This window comes from Priestia sp. TGN 0903, assembly GCF_050846855.1.
Lineage (GTDB): Bacteria > Bacillota > Bacilli > Bacillales > Bacillaceae_H > Priestia > Priestia zanthoxyli.
Window position 1 is genome coordinate 449,686 of the sequence record NZ_JBOZGL010000003.1, and the last position, 20,860, is coordinate 470,545.

Consider the following 20,860-nt stretch of genomic DNA (forward strand, 5'->3'; position numbering starts at 1 on the left):
TTTATTCTTCGGAGTGATCAGGCTTTTCTGTTTCACCTCCTGAACTCATCGTTGTCTCAGTTGTATGTTCATCAATCTTTTTTTCTTTTAGCTTAACAGAGAATAAGTCTTTGACTTCTTCATCCACTTGATCAGAGTCAGCGCTGTAAGTTGTACCAATGTTTAAGTGGCCGGTCAAATCTTTAATTCCTAGCTGGCCAAAATTATTACTAAGGTCAATTTTGTCTAACAATACTTTTTCCACCATAATTTTTTCAACAACAATGGACTGCTTTGGCTGAGTTACTTCATCAATCTTTTTGTCAAGAGTTTTCACCATCTCATATAAAGCTGTATTGGACGATTCTTCCTTTAACGCAGAGAGCTGATTTTGAATGTCTTCGAAATTAGGAGCTGACTGCATAGCCGAAAGTAAATGAGCTGTTTGCTCGTGCAGTTGAGACAATGATTGAATAAGATGAGCTGATTCATGTAATTGCTGATGAAGCTCTTCTATTTTAGGAATCGCGTCGGTTAAACGCGTCACTTGATCAATAATTCCCTGCAGGTTCAGCGCTGAATCTGACGAATGAACAGGTTTTGTGAATTCAACTTCATCAGATGTCTTAGGCTCCGTTTGGCTCGGCAACTTCTTTGGCTGCTGAGGGGGTTTCTTTAGATTAGACTGTTTTTTAGTTTTCATCTTTTCGGGTAATTCTTTCCGCTTTTGATTAGAGCTTTGGTCTATGGGACTTACTTTTTTTTTGGTTGGAAGGGAAGACGGATTTATTTTGCGGACTGTTTCAATTTTAGGCGATTGTTTAAACCACTTAGAAAACATGAAATTCCCTGCCTTTCATGCTACGTATAGTTCTGCACAATAAATTACAAATCAAATTTCACGTGCAATAGACCATCTTTAAATGATGCGTGACACGGCGCTTCCCCTACAGCAGGTGGAAGGATGATTGATCGTTGAAACGTTCCTTCACGTCTTTCTTTGTGAAGAACATTTGCATCCTTCATCGTTAAAAGAGATGAACCGGATATGTGTAAAGTATTTTCATGCATGGTCAATTCGACGTCTGTTCGTTTAGCACCGGGTATTTCAATCACAACTAACAGTTGATTTGCCCATTCGTATACATCAATTAAAGGATAATCTCGATACTCATTTACAATTTGAGGAGAAGCATCTGCTTCCGTATCATTCTTTTCTTCAGGATCATCGTCAAAAATCTTTTCCCAAAATTTTGTATGGTTTTCTTCTTGTAACGTTTCTGCCCACTTTTTAAACTTTCCATGATTCATATTTGTCACCTTCTTTAAAAAAATAAAACAAGGCCTTTTGCCGCTTTCTATTTTATATGTATGCATGAAAACAGAAAAAAACGTCCACTTTAATCTAAATCGTGGACGTCTATTTGAGACATAGGAATATTAACATGTTTAGGCATCCGGATTTCCAACACCCCGGAACGATATACGGCGCGTGTACCTTTTTTGCGAACCGAACAAGGAAGCTGAATTTCTTCTTTGAAGGATTCTTCTCCATCTATTCCTTCAATCGTACACACGTATGGAGTATGATAGACTTTAATGCTTGATACAATATCGCGGTTAGGAATTTTTAACTGAACAATGCATTCGTCTAATGTATTAATGACGTTTGAATCAAATCTTCTTAGCTGTTGTCCATGACCTTCATTTCCCACATCCTGCTGTTCTTTCATCATGTCTTGGGCCTGCTTAAAGAATTCATTTCCTTGCATAAAATCCGGAAAAGAATGGGACATCGTAGAAGAAATCATTTGCTGAATATATTTATTCATGTCTTTAGATGCCATTCCTTTTGGGATATTTTCCATCATTCCTTTAAACGGAGACTTTCCAAATGGAAACATATTTACACACCTCCTTGTAATGTGCCAAGTAAAACGACAAAATCGTTAAATCTAAATTTGATTTCCAATTGGAGCTGAAGGGTTTGCAATTTGATCTTGATCGCTTACGTCAGGATCTAACACGCCCGTATTCATTTGAGAGCAAGTAGGAGAGAAGTTACCTAAAGAGAAATTTGCGCCGTTAAACTTTGAGTTCGCCGTGTGACTGTTTTGAATGGTGGAACCGAAATCAATATTTGCGTTTTGTGTGACACCGTTTGTTACGATATTAAAAACGTTAATTTGAAGAGGCATAAAGAGACTCCTTACTGTTTTTATTCATTCTACTCCAACGGCCTATTGCGTTCAGAGAGAATGTATTCACCGTTTGTCGTCATGCTGTTGACAAGCATTGCCCTATATCACTGCTGATAACCATTGACATGATCAACGTTTGCAATATCTGTTTGGTCATTTGTATCAGGATCGATATAAATGTTTCGCATTTTCGAGGAAGCAGGTGAGACATCGCCATAAGAAGAGTTCGTACCAGTGGATTTTGAATGAGCCGTGTGACTGTTATGGAGTGCTTCGCCAATGTTGACAGAACCGTTGCTTGAGATACTGTTGATCTTTAAATTATAAATGTTAATAACACTTGGCATAGGCTCTCACCCTTTTCTATGGTTGATTAATGTATCCTATGATGATAAGTGCCTAAACGTTCACAATTCCTCATAACTAAAATCGCCTTTTCCGATTGAAGGAAAAAGCGATTGAGAGAGGATTACTTAATGATATGATGGGCTTATGAAATGGGTGCAATACGACAATTCTTTTTTTCTAAAATGTAAGAGATGCTTTGTTGGACAGTGGAAAATGTTCGCCAATTAAACTGAGAATCTACAAGCGACAGAGCCATTTTTGAAGAAAGACCAACAATAAGGCAAGTGGTACCAATCAAACGCAAAGCATCGTGGAGCGTGTTAATATAATAACCGTGTTCTTCATCTAATGAATGAAGGGAAGATAAATCAATAAGCAAATAGCGCGCCTGTTCTTTTACAACTGCCTCCAATACCGTTTCAGTTAGCTTCTTTCCACGTTCTATATCCATCTTACCGGTAATGGGCACAGCTAAAACCTCGTCCCATATCTTTAATAAAGGAGTGGACAAATCCTCAATTAACCGTTCTTTTTCAAGCTCTGCTTCGGCTTGATCTGTAAAGTCTAATAGCATAAGCAAGTAGCCATAACGCTCGCCGTCTTTTGTATCAATGGGGTGAATCACAGCTTCTGCTACGTATTGACTGCCAATCGTTATACGCGTTCTGTAGGTTGTATGAAGAGAGGTGAGTAAATTTTCCGCTTCTTCAGAATTGGAATGAAAGAAGTCCATATGCTTTCCAATTAACTCTTCGATATGAGATAACTGGTAGATTGGGAGTACTGGCTGAAGTGTTTCAATTGCTCTTGCATTCATCCACTGCACACGATAGTCTTGATCCGCAATAATCATGGTTTCTTGAATATTTTCTAAAATCAAATGTCCATTAAGCTTTTGTGGAAGTCGTCCAATTCCATTCATTCTCCATCTCTCCTTATGCGTGTAGTAAGTTTATGTACATCTACTTTATATTTTACAGTGAAAAGAATGAAGAAGGCTATAAAAAATTTATTAACGTATGTAGGGATCATGGTATGTAAAAAAACGTAGGAGTAAGCACTCGCTTCAATCAAAAAACTCCCCTGGGTAAAGGGGAGTTCACTTTATTCATATGATTTAATAAAATCAATGTTATATTTTTCAACGCTTGATAAGTAGGAGTCTCTAAATGATGAATCAGGTGTATACCATGACTTTTCATAAAAATAGGCTTGAAGATCTTTCGATTTAAATACATACCCATGCCGCGCATAGATTTCATTTCGAGCTAGCCTTCGTTCACTCGAGCTCAAACTGCTAATATCACCATAACTTAATTTGTAAGAATCCGAACCCGGAAGAATATAAGAGCTTGAAGTAGCATAAGAGCGCGGCCCAGGCACGATTACTTCTCGTTCTTTTATGACGGTTTTTTCCTTTTCAACGGGCGGCGTTTGTATATTTAATATAATACTTTCTTCATTTTGAATGGTGTAAGGACTGCTTTTGAACGTGGTGCTGCCTTTTTGCACTTCTGCATGAACAGTGACGCTTCCATCCGTGGCAACAGGCCCTATTTGTGATGAGCTATTCACCTGAAGCCCCGTGCTTTTTCCGTTTACGAATAAAATAGCGTCATCTCTATTCGATGAGATTGTAACATAAGCCCCTTTAAATACAACAGATATATTTTCTTCTTTTTGACGGTGAAAATTTACAGTGGTTTGGTCTGTAAGCTTTCCGTAAGAGCTTTCATAAGAAGCTGTAAGCGGGTAATTTCCAATCATAAAAGGCCCTATTTTTTGCGTTTGATTTTTGGATATGGATTGTTTTGTATCATTGACTGTAACTGTTGCATCCTCTGGCGTGGTGAGGGAGATATAATATGATGACGGCACAACCACGTACTGTTTTTTGAAGAGTAGTGAATGTTTCTGTTCTTTTATTGTAAAGTAGATACTCGATTTATTTTTCAAATCATTTTCAACGTCTCGTAAAATAGAACCATCGGAAGTTGCATCCAACAGTGCTTGAATAGATGTGTCATTAATAACTATAGTAGACTGCGAAGAGTCTAATAACTCTCTTAACACAGCTGTATCTTTCGATTCCAATGCCTCAATAAAGCGGTCAGCCGTTTTTTCTTCTGAACCAGAGAAAAAGAAATAAAATACAAAAGTTAAAAGAAGTATAAGCACAATACCCCCGCCAATATACCAGCTCTTTTTATGCTTAGCTGCAGCTGGCGACACGGTGAAAGAAAAGCCGCAGTTATTGCAAAATAATTGATCTGTGCTTGCACTGGCACCGCATTTTGGACATTGATTCATTCACACCATTCCCTTCTTTTTATTCCATTAAATGTATGGAACGTGTAGGTAAAACAGACCATTAAATTGGAAAAAGAATAGATTTAACGAGAAAGATAAACACACCAAACATGCACAGAAAAGATGAGGTATGCTATGATAAGAACTATATATTAATCCGATAGGGACACTCTGTCATACAAAAAGGAGATGAAGCAAATGAGTGTTTCATTTGTAAATAAAAATCAAAAGTCTACGTACGAAAAACTGCTACCTCTAGTCGAAAAATTTAAGAAACGAGCTTTTAAAATAGATGAAGAAGGTACGTTTCCGTTTGAAAATATTCAAGAGTTAAAAGAAGCTGGCTACACACGTCTTTCTCTAGAAAGCAACTATGGAGGAGATGAATTACGCCTTTATGATTTTTTATTATTTCAAGAATTAATTGCTCAAGGGGACGCTTCTACGGCTCTTAGTATTGGATGGCATATGGGGATTACAATGGACTTGCGTGAAAAACAGCCTTGGAGTCAGCAAATGCTCGATTTTATTTTTAAAGAAATAGAAAAAGGTGCACTTATTAATACCGCTGCTACTGAACCTAAGACAGGAAGTCCTACTCGAGGAGGCAAACCGGAAACGCTAGCTGTAAAAACAAAAAAAGGCTGGCGAATCAATGGCCGAAAAACATTCACCACGATGTCTCCAGTGTTAAATTACTTCTTAGTAAAAGCAAGCATTGAAGGTGAAGAAGAGATCGGTTTATTTTTAATTCCTCGTGAAACAAGCGGACTTTCAATAGAAGAAACATGGGATATGATTGCAATGCGCGGGACAGGAAGTCACGATCTTGTGCTAGAAAATGTCGATATTGAACAAGACTTTCTTGTTGAACGCCTAGGTGGCTTTAAAAAGAATGAGCCAAGCGGCTGGTTGCTTCATATACCAGCTTGCTACATGGGTACAGCCATCGCAGCAAGAGATTATGCTGTCGCATTTGCTACAGAATATTCGCCTAATAGTATTGAAGGAACGATTAGCGAGTTGCCAAATGTGCAGCGTTTAGTCGGAGAGATGGAACTTGAACTCATGCAGGCGCGTCACTTTATGTACAGCGTGGCAAACAAATGGGATGAAACAAGCGACCGAGCAGCATTAGCGGGAGAATTAGCAGCTGTCAAACACGTAGTGACCAATAGTGCCTGTACGGTTGTTGACAAAGCCATGCGCATAGTAGGAGCGCGTAGCTTGCAGCGCAGTAATCCGCTGCAGCGCTATTATAGAGACGTGCGTGCTGGGCTCCACAACCCTCCAATGGATGATATGACGATTATTAACTTAGCGAAGCAGGCGTTTGCTAGATAAAACTTAATAACATGTTAAATGATGAAAAACTGCTTATTATAGGCTATTCTATAGTAAGCAGTTTTTTCGTTACAAAAGGAGGAATTGAAGATGAAGTCCGTAAGAGAAATTCAGCTGACACCTCATAATATCGCGTGGGAAAAGGAATTTTCAAAAGAAGCTGCCACCTTAACAACTATAATGTCAGCTCAAGTTTTAGAGGTTCATCATATCGGAAGCACTGCTGTTCCCGGCTTAAGCGCAAAACCGATTATTGATTTACTTATTGAAGTGAAAGATATAAAAAAAGTAGATACATATAATCAAAAGATGGAACAGCTTGGATATGAAGCAAAAGGTGAAAACGGCATAAAAGGAAGACGATACTTCCAAAAAGGTGGAAATGAAAGAACCCACCACGTTCATATTTATGAAAAAGGCCACCCAGAAATTAATCGGCATATATGGTTTCGAGATTATCTGCGTACTCACCCTGATGCAGCAAAAGAATACGAAACGTTGAAAACAGAACTAGCGCATCGCTATCGCTTTGAACCGGAAAAATATGTGGAAAATAAAACGAATTTTATTCATAAAATAGATGGGCTAGCTTTAAAGTGGACAAAGGGAAGCAGCAATAAGAATAGGAAAGATGATCTTAGATAAAAAGGAGGAACGAGCTTGACTCCAGTTCTAAATCGACAGACAAATACAGGTAAAAAGAAAAAAACAATATGGATCAGCCTGATATCCTTTGTTATTCTTTGTTTTGTACTTTGTACGGCCATTTCTCTTTATGTAGGCATAAGCCTGACAAAACTAGATAAAAATCCTGCTGTGAAAAATCCTAGTGATTACGGCATGCACTATAGCAATCAAGTATTTTTGAGCAAAGACGGAATAACCCATTTAAAAGGATGGATGATTGAACCAACGGAACAGCCAAAAGCGACCATTATTATGTCACATGGATACGGAAATAACCGTGAAGCACAAGGAGCTGGCTTTCTGCCGCTGAGCAAAGAATTTGTAAAAGCGGGATATCGAGTAGTCATGTTTGACTTTCGAGATTCAGGAGACTCAGAAGGAAATCAAACGACGATTGGTGTAAAAGAACAGCTCGATTTATTAGGCGTTATTCAGAAAATGAAAGAAACAACAAAAGAGCCAATTGTGCTCTACGGCATTTCAATGGGAGCAGCCACTTCTTTATTAGCAGCCTCTCAAGATGACGACGTAAAAGCAGTGGTAGCCGATAGTCCTTTTAGTGATTTAACCTCTTATTTAAAAGAAAATCTATCTGTATGGTCTCATTTACCAAATTTCCCATTTACACCGCTAACCATTGCTATTCTTCCTGTTATTGCAGATGTAAATCCTGCTGAAGCTAGTCCTATTAAAGCAGTCGAGCATATTTACCCTCGACCAATTTTATTTATACACAGCACAGGAGATACAAAAATCCCTTACACTGAAAGTGAAAAAATGGCTAAAACACACCCGGATGCTTTTTCCTTCTGGAAAACTGATAAAGCAGAACACGTTCAAAATTATCATGTATACAAAAAAGAATATGTAAAGCGCGTATTATCTTTTATTGAGCAATCGCTGTAAAAAAAGTGGATGGGACAAAAATATGTTAGACGAAATGAAAAACGAACCATTAATCAAGAATTTTGATTAGTGGTTCGTTTTTTTATTAGGACAAACGTAGGTTTCATTTCGTTATGTCTCAACCTCTTTTAGCCGTTGATTTTACCTTGTTCTATAAGCTCAGCATGTAAATTACGAAGAATGTAGGTTTTATAACTTTCTAGCTTTCTTCCATCGATTTTAGATATATTGGCCGCTTTTAACTGCTGAACAAACCAGCCCTTTGAATAGATATGAGCCATTGTTAATCACTCCTTCAAAAAAATCCACTCTAAATAAGTAACTATATTCATAAAAAGAACTAAAAAGAAGTGAACGAAGCAAATGAATTGACGTTCATTTTTTACAGCGTTATACTGCTCTACAGCTACATAAAAGGAGGAAATGAACAATGAGCAAACAGTATATAAACGTAAATGGCGTTAATTTGCACTACATAAGCAAGGGACAAGGAGAGCTTATGCTATTTCTTCATGGGTTTCCTGACTTTTCGCATATTTGGCGACACCAGATAGATGAATTTTCTAATGATTTTCACACAGTTGCTCTGGACTTAAGAGGATATAACTTATCTGAAAAGCCAAGCGGACTAAAATCATACGAGATTGATGTATTAGTAGAAGATATTCGCCAAGTGATTGAAGGCCTAGGATATAGCTCCTGCACGCTAGTTGTACACGACTGGGGAGCAGGAATCGGATGGACATTCGCTTATCGCTACCCGGAATATGTACAAAAATTAATTGCTTTTAACGGTCCGCACCCTTATACATTTATGCGTGAGCTTAGAACAAATAAAAATCAGCAAAAAGCAAGCGAGTATATGAAATGGTTTCAAAAACAAGAAGCACAGGACTATATGGAACGAGACAACTTCTCAGGTTTGCGTAAGCTTGTGATCGAGCCAGGTGTAAAAAAAGGATACCTAACAGCTGATGATGTTCAAGCATACATGAACTCTTGGGAAAATGGCTCTGTGCTGTCCATGCTAAGTTATTACCGCAATTTAAAGATTTTCACGGAAGAAGACCTTCGAAGAAAATCTTTGTTTCCGTTAGAAGAAGAAGTGTTAAACATCCCGGTACAAATTATTTGGGGAAATCAAGATCCTACTTTTATGCCTGAAAACTTAGATGGTATTGAAGAATATGTGCCAAACATATCTGTTCACCGATTAGCTGAAGCATCTCATGCCCCTCAGCATGAAAAGCCTCAAGAAGTAAACAACGTGATGTGGAATTTTTTAAATAAGTAAAGAGAAAAAGAAAGGTTTCCTTTAGAAACCTTTCTTTTTCTTTTGAATTTAAAATAATTTTAAAAAAAGTGATCCAACAGAATAAGGTGATCGTTAGGTAAGTAGAAAAGGAAGTACTTCTTGAAAAAAGCGGTTAAAAACTTTTTCAAAAAAAGTGATCTAGCTGAACAAAGCGTTCGTTAGATAAGTAGAAAGGGAAGGAATTCTTGACGAAAATGACATCTTAAAAAAGTGATCCAAGGTCATTCGCCAATCGTTTAGTAGATAGAAAGAGAATACTTCCTAAAAAGAGTCATTAAATACGGGAGAACATGAAGGTAAAATATAAATAATATTCAAAATGTTCAATCTATTTAACGATTTAAGATGTAGTAAGAATGAAAAAAGTAGCGTACATCAACTAAAAATGAGGAGAGTGGAAAATGATGAAATTAAGCAAAAAGTTAATGATCCCTGTACTAGGAGCTTCACTATTGATGCCCACAATTGCAAACGCAGAGGAAGCACAACCAACGGCAGTAACAAAAGCTGCAGATTTACGAGCGAACTTAGACTACTTATTATCTGAACACTTTACGCTTGCCGTTGCCGCTATGACAACAGCCTATGACGGTTCTAAAGACGCTGACGCTGCGTTTAAAGCATTGGACCAAAATGCCGTTGACATGGAGCCTGCTATTGCGTCTGTCTATGGTGATAAAGGAGCAGCTGAATTTGAAAGAATTTTCAGAGAACATAACAATTACACAGATGATTTTGTAAAAGCAACAAAAGAAAATGACAAAGAAGCCATGGCTGAAGTAGATAAAGAAGTAAATCAATTCGTAAATGAATTTGCTAAGTTCTTAAGTACTGCTACGGAAGGCAAACTACCTGAAGATGCAGCAAAAGAAGCGCTTCGCGTACATGAAGACCAAGTAAAAGAAACATTTGAAGATTATGTAGCAGGTGATTACGAAGCGGCCGCTAAAACATACCGCGAAGGATATCAGCAAATGTTTGCCATTAGTAAAGCGTTATCAAATGCAATCGTAACGCAAATGCCCGATAAATTCGACAATACCAAAGTAGATACACCAGCAGCAGATTTACGTTCTTCATTAAACAGCTTAGCAGCAGAACATTTTGCTTTAGCAACAATGGGAATGGAAAAAGGGTTCAACGGTTCAAAAGATTACGACTATGTTAGCTGGTTAGAAAATGCTAACACAGCAGATTTTAAAGCTGCAATCGGTTCAGTATATGGCGATGAAGGGGCTGCACAATTCGAAAAAATTTGGCAAGGAGATCACATCAATGCCCAAGCTGAACTAGTAAGTGCACAAGTAAAAGGGGATGAAGCAGGAGAAAAAGCTGCTAAAGACAAGCTCCATAAATTCGCGCAAGAATTTGGTACATTCTTAGGAACAGCAACAGATGGAAACCTTCCAACTGCAGACGCACAGGCAGCTATAAAAGCACATGAAGATACGGTTATTAAAACATTTGAGCAATATGCATCCGGCGACTACGCTGGAAGTTATGATACGTACCGTGAAGGGTATAAATTAATGTTTGGTGTCGGCCAAGCTTTAGGTGAAGCGATTGTAAAACAAAATCCCGATAAGTTTGCTGAGACAGCTATGCCAACAGATATGCCGAAAACAGGTATGGGCGGGGCATCTGAATCAACGATGAACCCACTAACAGCGATCTATATTGCACTAGGTTCGTTAGCTGTATTAACAGCTGGAGTTATTTTACGCAAGAAACCAGTAAGCAAATAATATTTTTTCTCCTTTTCCTTATGAATTACAAGTCAAGAGTCCTAAAAAAAGAAGAGAGGTTGTTCTCTCTTCTTTTTTATAAACAGCTGTGAAACGAGGTGACGATGTGAAAAAAGCGATTGTTCTCGCCTACTGTATATTAAGTTTAGTCCTGCTTGTTAGCGGCGGACTATATTTTAAAGAACAAATGGTAGAAGCAAAAGAAATGAAGCAACAGAATGCAGCTAAGCAAAAAGAAAAAGAAGCACAATCAAAGGATTTAAAAAGCCGGGTAACGCTTGAAGAAGAATTTGCTGTATTAAAAAAGCATAAAACAGAAGCCAAACAGTTAAACAAAGAATTCAAAGGAATCATTCCTGCAAAAGTGTCCATTCCAGCTATTCATGTGGAGGCTTCAATTGAACAAGTAGGATTATTAGACAGCGGTGAAATGGCAGCGCCATCTACAGAAAATGGAGTTGCTTGGTTTGAACCAGGAGCTAAACCTGGCGTAAAAGGAAATGCTGTACTAGCAGGACACGTAGACAGTAAAACCGGTCCTGCCGTCTTTTACAATCTAAAAAACTTAAAAAAAGACGATGAAATTACCGTAAGAGATGCACAGGGGACCACGCTTACCTTTGTTGTTAAACGTACAAAAAGCTATCCGCGAGATAAGGCACCTTTAAACGAAATTTTTGGGTACAGCAACAAACGTAATTTAAATCTAATTACGTGTACAGGCACGTTTGACCGTGGGGAAGGAACCCATCAAGAGAGGTTAGTTGTATATACAGAACTAAAAGCTGACCAAGCAAAAGAATTGGAGCGTGAAGCAACTGCACCACAACCTCCCACACATGTAAAGATGAGCGGTAATTTGCTTACGTGGTACGCGGTACGAGAAGGCAATATTATCGGTTACCGAATTTATAAAAAGAACCCAGGCGGAACATTTGTCCATATTGGCAGCGTTTCGGAATTTGAGCGAAAAAGCTTTGCCGACTCCGACGCATCTCAGTCTCGTTATTATGTAACAGCTGTTAACGAGTCAGGAAAAGAGTCTGCCCCATCTAGTATAGCGAAATAACAAAAAGCTCTCTTCAAACGGAGAGCTTTTTGTTATTTTTGATTGTCGATTCAAAAGATCTCTTCTGGCTTTCTATTTATCTAAATGCTATTAGTTTTAATAGATAAATAAAAATTCCTTAAAAATAATACTTGAATAATATAAATATTCAGATTATTATGTACTAATAGTCTTTTTGGTAATTAAAAGGAAAAAAACAAAAAGAATCTAAAAGAAAAGGGAGAGAAAGTATGGCACAACCTAATTTGCAAACAGAGCAAAAACCACATCCAACAACCTTTCTAGACAAACTATTAGGAAGAGTAGAAGCATTCGGAAACAAACTACCTGATCCTTTTATTTTGTTTGTATGCTTAGCGCTTATTATCGTATTAGCGTCTGTTGCTATTAATAGTATGGGAGTAACAGTGGTCCATCCTGGTACTAATAAGACTCTTCCAATTAACAGTTTGTTGTCGCATGAAGGTATTCAGTATATCTTAACATCGATGCTGACCAATTTCACTGAATTTAAGCCCCTAGGACTTGTACTTGCTATGATGCTTGGAGTCGGACTTGCAGAAAAAGTAGGTCTGCTTGAAGTGGCCATAAAGAAAACGATTTTAAATGCTCCAAAAGCTCTTATTACATACGCCATCGTTTTTACAGGAATTATGGCCAACTTAGCGGCAGATGCTGCTTTTGTCATCGTTCCTCCGCTTGCAGCAATGATATTTTATACAGTAGGAAGGCACCCGCTTGCTGGATTAGCGGCAGGATTTGCTGGGGTGGGATCAGGCTTTACAGCGAATCTTATCATATCCGGAACCGATGGATTGTTATCGGGCATTTCTACTGAAGCTGCTAAAACAATTGACCCAAGCGCTGCTGTCAGTCCTGCAGCGAACTGGTACTTCATGGCGGCTTCTGTATTTGTTTTAACTATTATAGGAGCGATCGTCACTGAAAAGATTGTAGAACCTAGACTGGGTAATTATAAAGGAAAAAAACGCAATGATTTTGGTGAAATTAGTGAGGTAGAAGCAAGAGGATTAAAAAACAGTATCGTTGCTGCATGTATTTATGTCGTTGTACTAGCTGTTTTCTTATTTTGGCCCAACTCTCCTCTACGAAATGAAGACGGTGGAATTGTTCCATCTCCTTTTTTAGATGGTATCATTCCGATTACGCTGCTGTTTTTTGTGGTAGTTGGCTCCGTTTATGGAATAACAGTAGGGAAAATCAAAAGTTCTAGAGATGTACCTGGTTATATGACCGATTCGATGAAAGATATGGCAAGCTACATCGTCCTTATTTTTGCGGCTGCTCAATTTATTGCCTACTTTAATTGGACGAATCTTGGAACGTGGATCGCAGTAGAAGGAGCGGATATATTGAATGCATTACATCTAACAGGCTTTCCCGTTGTAATTGGTTTTGTATTTTTAACAGCTCTGCTGAATCTTCTTATTTTCAGCGGCTCTGCTCAATGGGCACTAGAAGCACCTATTTTTATTCCATTGTTCATGCTGTTAGGGTACAACCCTGGATTTATTCAAGCAGCTTACCGAATAGCAGATTCGTCTACCAATGTAATCACTCCTTTAAATCCATACATGATTGTCATTTTAGCCTTTATGAAAGAATACGAGCCAAAAGCAGGGCTTGGAACCATCATTTCACTTATGCTTCCTTATACTTTAGCCTTCTTAGGAATTTGGATTATAATGTTGATTGTTTTTGCTGTATTCGGTATTCCTCTAGGACCAGGTGTATATATGTATTTGTAAAGAAAAATCCTCTTCTACTCCAAGAAGAGGATTTTTTATGTTAGAAATTCTAACACTTATAAATGATATTTCAGCTTATGTGTACATAGGAGAATAAATAACAAAAAGAAAAGAGGATAAAAAAACAAAAATTTTCTGAATAAATTTGCAAAAAGTAGTTGCTAAATACATATAAATCAAATATGATAGTAAACATAACAAAACATGTTATATAATCTAACATTAAATTTAGGGGTTATTTATTCGTACTTAAGGGGGAAATCATCATGCAAATGGGCGATTCAGTATTTATGTTTTTTTCAGCATTATTGGTTTGGATTATGACACCAGCTATTGCATTGTTTTACGGAGGCATGGTTCGAAGTAAAAACATGTTAAGTACCGCGATGTATAGCGTAGGTTCATTAGCTGTCATATCTGTTCTTTGGATAGTAGCTGGCTATTCGTTAGCATTTTCGACCGGTGGCAATGCTTTTATTGGAAACTTGGACTGGGTGGGATTAAAAGGCGTTGGATTCACTCCAAACGGGGACTACAGCGCAACGATCCCGCATAACATGTTTATGATGTTTCAACTAACATTTGCTGTGTTAACAGTAGCTATTATCTCGGGTGCTTTTGCAGAGCGCATGAAGTTTTCAGCATTTATCTTATTTGCTATCCTATGGTCATTATTTGTATATGCACCCGTTGCACACTGGGTTTGGGGAGTTGGCGGATGGCTTCGTGAACTAGGAGCTATTGACTTTGCTGGCGGAAACGTCGTTCACATTTCATCAGGTGTAGCAGGATTAATTCTAGCTCTTGTTGTTGGAAAACGAAAAAATGCCGATGCTGCAGCACCTCACAATTTACCGCTAACTCTTTTAGGCGGAATGCTGATTTGGTTCGGGTGGTTTGGATTTAACGTTGGAAGTTCCTTAACTATTAACAGCGTTGCAATGACGGCTTTCATTAACACGAATACAGCGGCAGCAACAGGAATTATCGGCTGGCTTGTAGTAGAGTGGATTATTAATAAAAAGCCTACGCTGCTTGGAGCCGTTTCGGGAGCGATTGCTGGACTTGTAGCTATTACACCAGCTTGTGGATTCGTTACACCGTTTGCTTCTATTGTAATTGGTTTTATCGGCGGAGCAGTTTGTTTCTGGGGTATCTTCTCGCTTAAAAAGAAAATCGGTTACGACGATGCGTTAGATGCATTTGGTCTTCACGGTATTGGGGGAACATGGGGAGGTATCGCAACGGGTTTATTTGCCACAACTTCTGTAAATGATGCCGGCGCAAATGGTTTATTCTACGGAGACCCAAGTCTACTATGGAAACAGCTGGTGGCTATCGTAGCAACGTATCTATTTGTCGGCATCGCTACCTTCATTATTGTTAAAGTGGTTGGGTTGGTAGTATCTCTACGCGCAACACAAGAAGAAGAAACGCTCGGGCTTGATATTACGCTACACGGTGAAAGAGCGTATCACGAATCGAATATGTAAAAGGGGTGGGCACAGTGAGTGATGTTTTAACAAAAATTGAAATTATTACGCGCCCTTCAAAGTTTGAAGAGCTTAAGCAAGAACTAGCAAAAATTGGCGTGAGCGGTATTACGGTTACAGATGCGTTAGGATGCGGATTGCAAAAAGGCATTACGGAACTTTACAGGGGGGTCAAAAAACAAGACAATATGCACGCCCGAATTAAAGTGGAAATTGTTGTATGCGAAGTTCCCGTATCCGACGTTGTTGATAAAGCAAGAAAAGTACTAAATACAGGTCAGCCTGGAGATGGGAAAATATTTATCTATGAATTAAAAAATGCGATTAAGATCCGAACAGGGGAAGAGGGATCACAGGCATTACGAAACAATAGTTAAACTCGGGGAGAAGCGGAAAACAAAGGGTCATAAAAAGGTGCATAATATGCACCTTTTTTTTAGGTTGAGTAGTTACAAGGCATGTTTCCTTATGGTGACATGCTTTTTTGTTATATATACAGCCAAAGAGTATATTGTAGAAAATAACTATATTTTTATTTTTTCAGCTTCTCTTTGTATATGAGATTGAATCTATTATGAAAGATTGCGAGAAAAAAGGGGTACATAAACAGTAATCTTTTTCATCGTTTCCAGAAATAACATTTTTTACAAAGATATTCGAGATTATTATGGAATTAAATAAAAGCGGAATGACCATTTTGCTCGTTGAACAAAACGCTTATCAAGCACTGCAAATCGCGCACCGAGGCTACGTGATTCAAACTGGAGAAATTATTCTGCAAGGAAAAGGACCAGAATTAATTCACAATGAAAAAATAAAAGAAACTTATTTAGCTTAAAAAACAAACCGCATCGCGTTTTAACGCTGCGGTTTATTTTTGTTCACAGGGGATGATTTGGATAAAGCAGGGAAGCATTGCTATTATCTGGTTTAGTTTCTTAATTAAGTAGGGAACGTTTAAAATAAGATTATTGAATAAGTGAGTAATTAGATAACCTCCTAGATGAAAGGAATGCTTCAATTTAAAGCTTTTTCATAAAAAACAAAAAAAGTTGAAACTTTTTTCATCAAAAAACGTTTATAAAGTAATAGAAAAAAATGGGTACGGTTATTTACACTCAAAAAGGAAGTGAGAGCGTGGCGACGCTGAAAACTAATTATTTGACTGACTTATGCTTAATCTATAGAGAAAGTCAATTTTATGTAATGCAAATACCTAGTTTCTACAAAAAAATGGCTAGCAAATACTTTCAGTTTCAGCCCCAAGAAAAAATAATTGCGTATTTACACAGCTCTTTTATAGCGGGCCTAGATAAAAGGGGAATTTGCTTTACAAATAAGGGGATTTACTGGAAAAGCAGGGGGATGAAAAAAGGAAAAATGTTATGGGAAGATTTCGCTAACATTCAATCCATTACCATTCGAAAAGAAGAAATGATTTGTTTTAATGACGTGGAGAAATTTCAAGTCAATCAAAACGATTACTCAGCTAGAAAGCTAGTATCTCTATTAAAAAAAATCAAGAAATTTATTCGCACTCATTCCCATGAATATATGTGTCAAGACTATATATATCCATGTGTATCCTCAAAAGAATTAACTTCTATTTGTTCATCTTTTCAAATTCATCAAACACCTGATCCAAAAGATGTGTTGTCGGTAGCAGGACAACTATGTGAAGAAGTTGAAAAAGAGATGCGAAACAGGCTCTATTTACCTGCAAAAGAAAAAATTGTAGCTCATTTAAATACATATCCTCTTCAAAAAACCGAGGGGATTACCGTTTGTTCTAAAGGAATTTATTTCTCAAAATCTTTTAAAACAGTTTATTACCCTTGGCACTTATTTCGCCACGTAAGTATTTCAGTGGAAACAGAGGAATTAAAAATTGCTAAAAAACATTCGTTATCTCTCAACTCAGCTGCCGTATCAAGCGGAGAAGTAATGCTGTTTCTCAAACAAATTAAACAGCATGTGCAGGCTTTGCATGAAAAAGAAATCGATATTAAACAAGATAATAAGTTTGCATGGAAAATGTTAATTTAAAAAACAGGTTACCGGTAATCTGTTTTTTGTTTTGTAGTTCTTTAGAATCATTTATTTGGAATATTGAAAGACATCATACAAGTAAACAAGACTAGAATATTGGAAGTTAAGAAAATTTTTCCATGACTATAAGGTTAATTTTACCAAAATGTCTTTTTCGTTTGGATAATTATGCTAAAATAGAGCTCGAGTTTATTTTAAGGAGCTGACAACAAGATGGAACGTAATTATTCAATTGATTTTATTAAGTTTTTTGCTACAGTGTTTGTGGTTTGTATTCATGTTAATCCATCACATGACGATTTCTTTTTAGGGAACCAGGAAAATGTGCTAGATGTCATTGTTGACACATTTGCACGATTCGCGGTTCCTTTTTTCTTTATTGTATCAGGGTATTTGTTTACGAATAAAATTCAAAAACATCCAAAACCTTCTGTATACTTAAAAAAATACACGTGGAATATTTCAAAGCTTTATGCATGTTGGTTCATCTTTTATTTATTGTTTGGTGTAGTTCTGCGCTTATTTCAAAACCACGGAACATTAGCAGAGCGAAAAGATGCAGTAGCTGATTATTTAACATCATCCATCACATTCAAAGATATCTTTTATTATGGAAGTGACACAAGTGGATTTCAGCTTTGGTACTTGATTGCGTTAATTTGGGCTGTTGTTATCGTTTTCTTATTTCAAAGATGGAAAAAGATCGGTTTATTAATGCTTATCAGCACCGTATTATATGTAACTGGGTTATTTGGACAGTCTTATTCTTTATTTTTTCCACTTTCTTTTCAAACAAGAGATGCCTTGTTCTTTGGTTTGTTCTATACAGTATTAGGAGCTATGTTTGCCCTTTATGGTAAGCAAATTCTGTCAGTATTAAACGTAAGGCCCATGATTTATTTAGCCAGCTTTTTTGTGTTTTCAGCGTTAGAGATCGCCGAGCGCTACTGGTTGGTTAATATCCAGCACAGCAAGCCCGGAGACTATTTTATTTCTACGATCTTTTTATCAGCATCATTGTTTTTATTCGTATTAAGCAGTCCAAGCCTTGGCAAAAACTCGTTTTTCTCAAAGGTTGGGAAAAATTCAGTTGGCATTTATGTCGTGCATATATGTATATTAAATGAGACCTATCGATTGCTTCGTTCCATAGATTCTTCTTTCTTTACAAATAGTATCGTCGCATATGTACTTATCGTCCCAGCAGTTTTTTGGTGCTCGTACTATTTATACAGAGGGATTCAATGGACAAAGGGAAAATTACATGCAAAGCCGCACAAACATTCGTTTACAAAGCTACAGCATAAATAAGAAAAGCACCGGAGCAAGGGACTGACCCCAAAGCTTCCGGTGTTTTTTTGATAAAAAATGAGTAATTTAAAACCTAATTAGCTTGAGCTTCGTCTAATGTATTGAAAAAGAGGTGAGTGAAGTGAACGATTTGCTATTTGCATTAGTAGAGCAAGAAGAGTATGAAATTCTTTTAGAAGAGGCTATGAATGAATATGGTCAATCCATCTTGGAGCTTGTATATTCTTACGTGCGAAATTCTACTGTTAGTGAGGATTTGACACAAGAAATTTTTGTGAAGTTTTATAATTCTCTTTCTACGTATTCTAAGCAATCTAGTTTGAAAACTTGGTTATGGCGCATTGCTATTAATCACTGCAAAGATTATTTAAAAAGTTGGTACGTGCGAAAAATGCAATTTACAGAACATATACATACGATTTTTGAATCAAGCAAAGAAATGATCGAAGAAGAAATGGTAAAAAAAGAGGAGTCTGAAGAATTGGTTCAAACTGTAATGAGTCTTCCATTAAAGTATAGAGAACTCATTTATCTGCATTATTTCGAAGAATACACAATTAAAGAAATAGCTGAGCTTTTATCTATTAATTCTAATACGATTAAAACACGATTACGGCGTGGAAAAGAATTGTTAAAACAAATGATAGAGGAGGGCTAATATGGATGAAAGATTACGTCATCTAAAAGGCTCAATGAAGCAATCTGTATTCCAAAACCTGCAGTTTACTGACAAGCACAAGCAAGCTATTAAGCGAAAAATAAAACAAGAAAACATTTTACTGCCAGCGCTACAGCTTCTGTCAGTTGAAAAAAATGGAATAGAACTTGTTCAAAAACTACGGAGTAGAGGAATTCAAGAGTTTGATGAACAAGAAGGGTTTGTGTACATTCTGCTGCATCAGCTTGAGCAAAAATCATACGTAACAAGCCGCTGGAAAGATGATCAGAAGAAATACTATCAGCTGAATAGTAAAGGTAAAAAGGTAATGAAAAGCTTAGAAAATGGAAGTCAACGATCAGCTTTTGTCCTTCAAGGGTTATTAGGAGGAGGACAATGAAAAAAGAAGAATTTTTACAGTCAATTACTCAAGAAATAAAACATAAAGAAGCAAAAGAAGCAGTGTATCAAGAGCTTGATACCCATATTAAAAACTTAGAACGAGAATCTATTCAGCGCGGTGTTTCTCAAGAGGAAGCTGAAAAAAAAGCTGTTGAACAAATGGGCAGTTCAGCGGAACTAAGCAGACGCTTTCAAAAGCTATACCGCACAAAGATTGATTGGATCTTAGTTTCATTATTTGTTGCAGCGTTAGGCTTAGGAATGTTGACAATTAAGCTAGGTTCATCTATATCAATGGAAACCAAACTTATTACTGCATTAATTGGACTAGCCCTGACAGCAGTATGTGCTTTTCAAAACTACCGCAAGTGGAGAGAGTGGGGGTGGGTAGCATTTATAGCTCCTACACTCCTCCTTGTAGTATTTAATCTGCATATATTGCCAGAAAGGATTCAACCAAACGTTCAAGGTACAACCGTAGTAAACCTATCTTTTTTTAGCCTAGATTTAAATTTCATTTTAATATTTTATTTAATAGGTTGGGGATATATTTTACAACGTAGGTCATGTAACGTTCCCATTATGGCAGTACTATTTATTTTAACCATAGTCTTATACGGGCGTTTAACTAGTATTCCTAATGTGATGATGTACATCATCATGATCGCTTCTATGTTTATATTTAGTGCTCGTAAACATGCTAAAAAGATCACTTTGTTGTTTCTGCTCACACTGTTTATAATTATAGCCGTTATGCTGCTCCTTTCAGGAAGCTCTTATTACTTAAGTCGTCTATCAATTGTGTTGCATCTAGGGAAAGATCCAGCAGGGGCAGGCTACGTCCCTGTACATCTTTCTCGCCTGTTCCATCAAGCTGAGTGGCTTCCTCAAGCTAATCCATCAGAGGGATACCGAATAGGTGGAATCGACACAGAATTTGTATATGCAGGTTTGACCTATGCCTACGGCTGGGGAATTTCAATTTTTATTATGCTAGTGTTGAGTGCTTTATTAGTAAAAATGATACTGTTAATTAAACAGATTCGCGATCCGTTTGGAAAAATGCTTGTTTCCGGAAGCGTAAGCGTGTATGCATTTCAGTTGCTTTATAATTTAGGTATGTCGTTTAATCTCCTCCCAATTATGGGTGTATGGTTGCCATTTATAAGTTATGGTATGGGTCCCACAATTGCAAATGCGGTGTTCATTGGCATTGTGCTTAGTATATATAAAACAAAAGATATACCGATAAAAGAGCTGGCTAACTAAGCCAG

22 protein-coding genes and 1 pseudogene are annotated in these 20,860 nt (G+C 37.3%); 15 read left to right on the forward strand and 8 right to left on the reverse strand.

Annotation, left to right across the window (positions count from 1 at the left end):
- Position 1 precedes the first annotated feature (1 nt).
- From ACRPLY_RS13290 to ACRPLY_RS13320, 7 genes are all read right to left on the reverse strand, one after another.
- Entirely contained in the window at positions 2-820 is an 819-nt protein-coding gene (locus ACRPLY_RS13290) for a hypothetical protein (protein ID WP_028412843.1), read from the reverse strand.
- Positions 821-864: 44 nt separating this feature from the next.
- Positions 865-1,290: an Hsp20/alpha crystallin family protein gene (locus ACRPLY_RS13295; RefSeq protein WP_028412844.1), complete on the reverse strand. Its 426-nt coding sequence runs from the start codon at positions 1,288-1,290 to the stop codon at positions 865-867.
- 89 nt (positions 1,291-1,379) lie between these two features.
- Complete coding sequence (locus ACRPLY_RS13300; RefSeq protein ID WP_028412845.1) at positions 1,380-1,883, reverse strand: Hsp20/alpha crystallin family protein; 504 nt, start codon at positions 1,881-1,883, stop codon at positions 1,380-1,382.
- Between the two features lie 51 nt (positions 1,884-1,934).
- Entirely contained in the window at positions 1,935-2,177 is a 243-nt protein-coding gene (locus tag ACRPLY_RS13305) for a spore germination protein (protein WP_013057626.1), read from the reverse strand.
- 107 nt (positions 2,178-2,284) lie between these two features.
- The gene (locus tag ACRPLY_RS13310) at positions 2,285-2,527 is read right to left on the reverse strand and encodes a spore germination protein (protein ID WP_013057625.1); all 243 of its coding nucleotides are present in this window, start codon (positions 2,525-2,527) and stop codon (positions 2,285-2,287) included.
- A 143-nt stretch (positions 2,528-2,670) separates the two neighbouring features.
- Positions 2,671-3,450, reverse strand: coding sequence for an STAS domain-containing protein (locus tag ACRPLY_RS13315; RefSeq protein WP_028412846.1), 780 nt, complete (start codon positions 3,448-3,450; stop codon positions 2,671-2,673).
- A 182-nt stretch (positions 3,451-3,632) separates the two neighbouring features.
- Complete coding sequence (locus tag ACRPLY_RS13320; protein WP_274862507.1) at positions 3,633-4,838, reverse strand: TcaA 3rd/4th domain-containing protein; 1,206 nt, start codon at positions 4,836-4,838, stop codon at positions 3,633-3,635.
- Positions 4,839-5,036: 198 nt separating this feature from the next.
- Between ACRPLY_RS13320 and ACRPLY_RS13325 the strand changes: the two genes are divergently transcribed.
- The 3 genes from ACRPLY_RS13325 (at position 5,037) to ACRPLY_RS13335 (ending at position 7,775) form a co-directional block, all read left to right on the forward strand.
- Positions 5,037-6,182 (forward strand): acyl-CoA dehydrogenase family protein, encoded by a 1,146-nt coding sequence (locus ACRPLY_RS13325; RefSeq protein WP_274862506.1) that lies wholly within the window; start codon positions 5,037-5,039, stop codon positions 6,180-6,182.
- Positions 6,183-6,272: 90 nt separating this feature from the next.
- Positions 6,273-6,827, forward strand: a complete 555-nt coding sequence (locus ACRPLY_RS13330) for a GrpB family protein (protein WP_274862505.1) — start codon at positions 6,273-6,275, stop codon at positions 6,825-6,827.
- A gap of 15 nt (positions 6,828-6,842) precedes the next feature.
- Positions 6,843-7,775 (forward strand): alpha/beta hydrolase, encoded by a 933-nt coding sequence (locus tag ACRPLY_RS13335; RefSeq protein ID WP_049165282.1) that lies wholly within the window; start codon positions 6,843-6,845, stop codon positions 7,773-7,775.
- A 128-nt stretch (positions 7,776-7,903) separates the two neighbouring features.
- Here ACRPLY_RS13335 and ACRPLY_RS13340 read toward each other — a convergent pair whose 3' ends face one another.
- Entirely contained in the window at positions 7,904-8,056 is a 153-nt protein-coding gene (locus tag ACRPLY_RS13340; protein WP_080743170.1) for a YflJ family protein, read from the reverse strand.
- A gap of 149 nt (positions 8,057-8,205) precedes the next feature.
- Between ACRPLY_RS13340 and ACRPLY_RS13345 the strand changes: the two genes are divergently transcribed.
- The 12 genes and pseudogenes from ACRPLY_RS13345 (at position 8,206) to ACRPLY_RS13400 (ending at position 20,855) form a co-directional block, all read left to right on the forward strand.
- A complete protein-coding gene (locus ACRPLY_RS13345) occupies positions 8,206-9,069 on the forward strand; it encodes an alpha/beta fold hydrolase (RefSeq protein ID WP_432231883.1) in 864 nt (287 codons plus the stop codon).
- A gap of 422 nt (positions 9,070-9,491) precedes the next feature.
- On the forward strand, positions 9,492-10,835 hold the full coding sequence (locus ACRPLY_RS13350) for a hypothetical protein (RefSeq protein WP_033579419.1): 1,344 nt from the start codon (positions 9,492-9,494) through the stop codon (positions 10,833-10,835).
- Positions 10,836-10,941: 106 nt separating this feature from the next.
- Positions 10,942-11,904: a class F sortase gene (locus ACRPLY_RS13355; protein ID WP_325077528.1), complete on the forward strand. Its 963-nt coding sequence runs from the start codon at positions 10,942-10,944 to the stop codon at positions 11,902-11,904.
- A 230-nt stretch (positions 11,905-12,134) separates the two neighbouring features.
- On the forward strand, positions 12,135-13,673 hold the full coding sequence (locus tag ACRPLY_RS13360; protein WP_432231884.1) for an AbgT family transporter: 1,539 nt from the start codon (positions 12,135-12,137) through the stop codon (positions 13,671-13,673).
- Positions 13,674-13,939: 266 nt separating this feature from the next.
- Positions 13,940-15,166: an ammonium transporter gene (locus ACRPLY_RS13365; protein WP_028412855.1), complete on the forward strand. Its 1,227-nt coding sequence runs from the start codon at positions 13,940-13,942 to the stop codon at positions 15,164-15,166.
- Positions 15,167-15,180: 14 nt separating this feature from the next.
- Positions 15,181-15,543, forward strand: coding sequence for a P-II family nitrogen regulator (locus tag ACRPLY_RS13370; RefSeq protein WP_013057611.1), 363 nt, complete (start codon positions 15,181-15,183; stop codon positions 15,541-15,543).
- A 272-nt stretch (positions 15,544-15,815) separates the two neighbouring features.
- Positions 15,816-16,004: pseudogene (locus ACRPLY_RS13375) on the forward strand (ABC transporter ATP-binding protein); the annotation flags it as partial.
- Positions 16,005-16,531: 527 nt separating this feature from the next.
- Positions 16,532-17,212, forward strand: a complete 681-nt coding sequence (locus ACRPLY_RS13380) for a hypothetical protein (protein ID WP_223546143.1) — start codon at positions 16,532-16,534, stop codon at positions 17,210-17,212.
- Positions 17,213-17,428: 216 nt separating this feature from the next.
- Complete coding sequence (locus ACRPLY_RS13385) at positions 17,429-18,526, forward strand: acyltransferase (protein ID WP_028412857.1); 1,098 nt, start codon at positions 17,429-17,431, stop codon at positions 18,524-18,526.
- 121 nt (positions 18,527-18,647) lie between these two features.
- Entirely contained in the window at positions 18,648-19,184 is a 537-nt protein-coding gene (locus ACRPLY_RS13390) for a sigma-70 family RNA polymerase sigma factor (RefSeq protein ID WP_325077526.1), read from the forward strand.
- A 1-nt stretch (position 19,185) separates the two neighbouring features.
- Positions 19,186-19,584, forward strand: coding sequence for a PadR family transcriptional regulator (locus tag ACRPLY_RS13395; RefSeq protein ID WP_325077525.1), 399 nt, complete (start codon positions 19,186-19,188; stop codon positions 19,582-19,584).
- Positions 19,581-20,855, forward strand: a complete 1,275-nt coding sequence (locus ACRPLY_RS13400) for an FtsW/RodA/SpoVE family cell cycle protein (RefSeq protein ID WP_033579409.1) — start codon at positions 19,581-19,583, stop codon at positions 20,853-20,855. The genes ACRPLY_RS13395 and ACRPLY_RS13400 overlap by 4 nt, the downstream gene beginning before the upstream one ends.
- Positions 20,856-20,860: the final 5 nt, after the last annotated feature.

Bases quoted from the DNA above. Each gene is read 5' to 3' on its own strand.
- ACRPLY_RS13320 (WP_274862507.1), bottom strand. From the start codon at position 4,838: ATGAATCAATGTCCAAAATGCGGTGCCAGTGCAAGCACAGATCAATTA.
- ACRPLY_RS13395 (WP_325077525.1), top strand. From the start codon at position 19,186: ATGGATGAAAGATTACGTCATCTAAAAGGCTCAATGAAGCAATCTGTA.
- ACRPLY_RS13325 (WP_274862506.1), top strand. From the start codon at position 5,037: ATGAGTGTTTCATTTGTAAATAAAAATCAAAAGTCTACGTACGAAAAA.
- ACRPLY_RS13400 (WP_033579409.1), top strand. From the start codon at position 19,581: ATGAAAAAAGAAGAATTTTTACAGTCAATTACTCAAGAAATAAAACAT.
- ACRPLY_RS13305 (WP_013057626.1), bottom strand. From the start codon at position 2,177: ATGCCTCTTCAAATTAACGTTTTTAATATCGTAACAAACGGTGTCACA.
- ACRPLY_RS13330 (WP_274862505.1), top strand. From the start codon at position 6,273: ATGAAGTCCGTAAGAGAAATTCAGCTGACACCTCATAATATCGCGTGG.
- ACRPLY_RS13365 (WP_028412855.1), top strand. From the start codon at position 13,940: ATGCAAATGGGCGATTCAGTATTTATGTTTTTTTCAGCATTATTGGTT.
- ACRPLY_RS13300 (WP_028412845.1), bottom strand. From the start codon at position 1,883: ATGTTTCCATTTGGAAAGTCTCCGTTTAAAGGAATGATGGAAAATATC.
- ACRPLY_RS13385 (WP_028412857.1), top strand. From the start codon at position 17,429: ATGGAACGTAATTATTCAATTGATTTTATTAAGTTTTTTGCTACAGTG.
- ACRPLY_RS13360 (WP_432231884.1), top strand. From the start codon at position 12,135: ATGGCACAACCTAATTTGCAAACAGAGCAAAAACCACATCCAACAACC.
- ACRPLY_RS13295 (WP_028412844.1), bottom strand. From the start codon at position 1,290: ATGAATCATGGAAAGTTTAAAAAGTGGGCAGAAACGTTACAAGAAGAA.
- ACRPLY_RS13350 (WP_033579419.1), top strand. From the start codon at position 9,492: ATGATGAAATTAAGCAAAAAGTTAATGATCCCTGTACTAGGAGCTTCA.
- ACRPLY_RS13310 (WP_013057625.1), bottom strand. From the start codon at position 2,527: ATGCCAAGTGTTATTAACATTTATAATTTAAAGATCAACAGTATCTCA.
- ACRPLY_RS13380 (WP_223546143.1), top strand. From the start codon at position 16,532: ATGAAAAAAGGAAAAATGTTATGGGAAGATTTCGCTAACATTCAATCC.
- ACRPLY_RS13290 (WP_028412843.1), bottom strand. From the start codon at position 820: ATGTTTTCTAAGTGGTTTAAACAATCGCCTAAAATTGAAACAGTCCGC.
- ACRPLY_RS13340 (WP_080743170.1), bottom strand. From the start codon at position 8,056: ATGGCTCATATCTATTCAAAGGGCTGGTTTGTTCAGCAGTTAAAAGCG.
- ACRPLY_RS13345 (WP_432231883.1), top strand. From the start codon at position 8,206: ATGAGCAAACAGTATATAAACGTAAATGGCGTTAATTTGCACTACATA.
- ACRPLY_RS13315 (WP_028412846.1), bottom strand. From the start codon at position 3,450: ATGAATGGAATTGGACGACTTCCACAAAAGCTTAATGGACATTTGATT.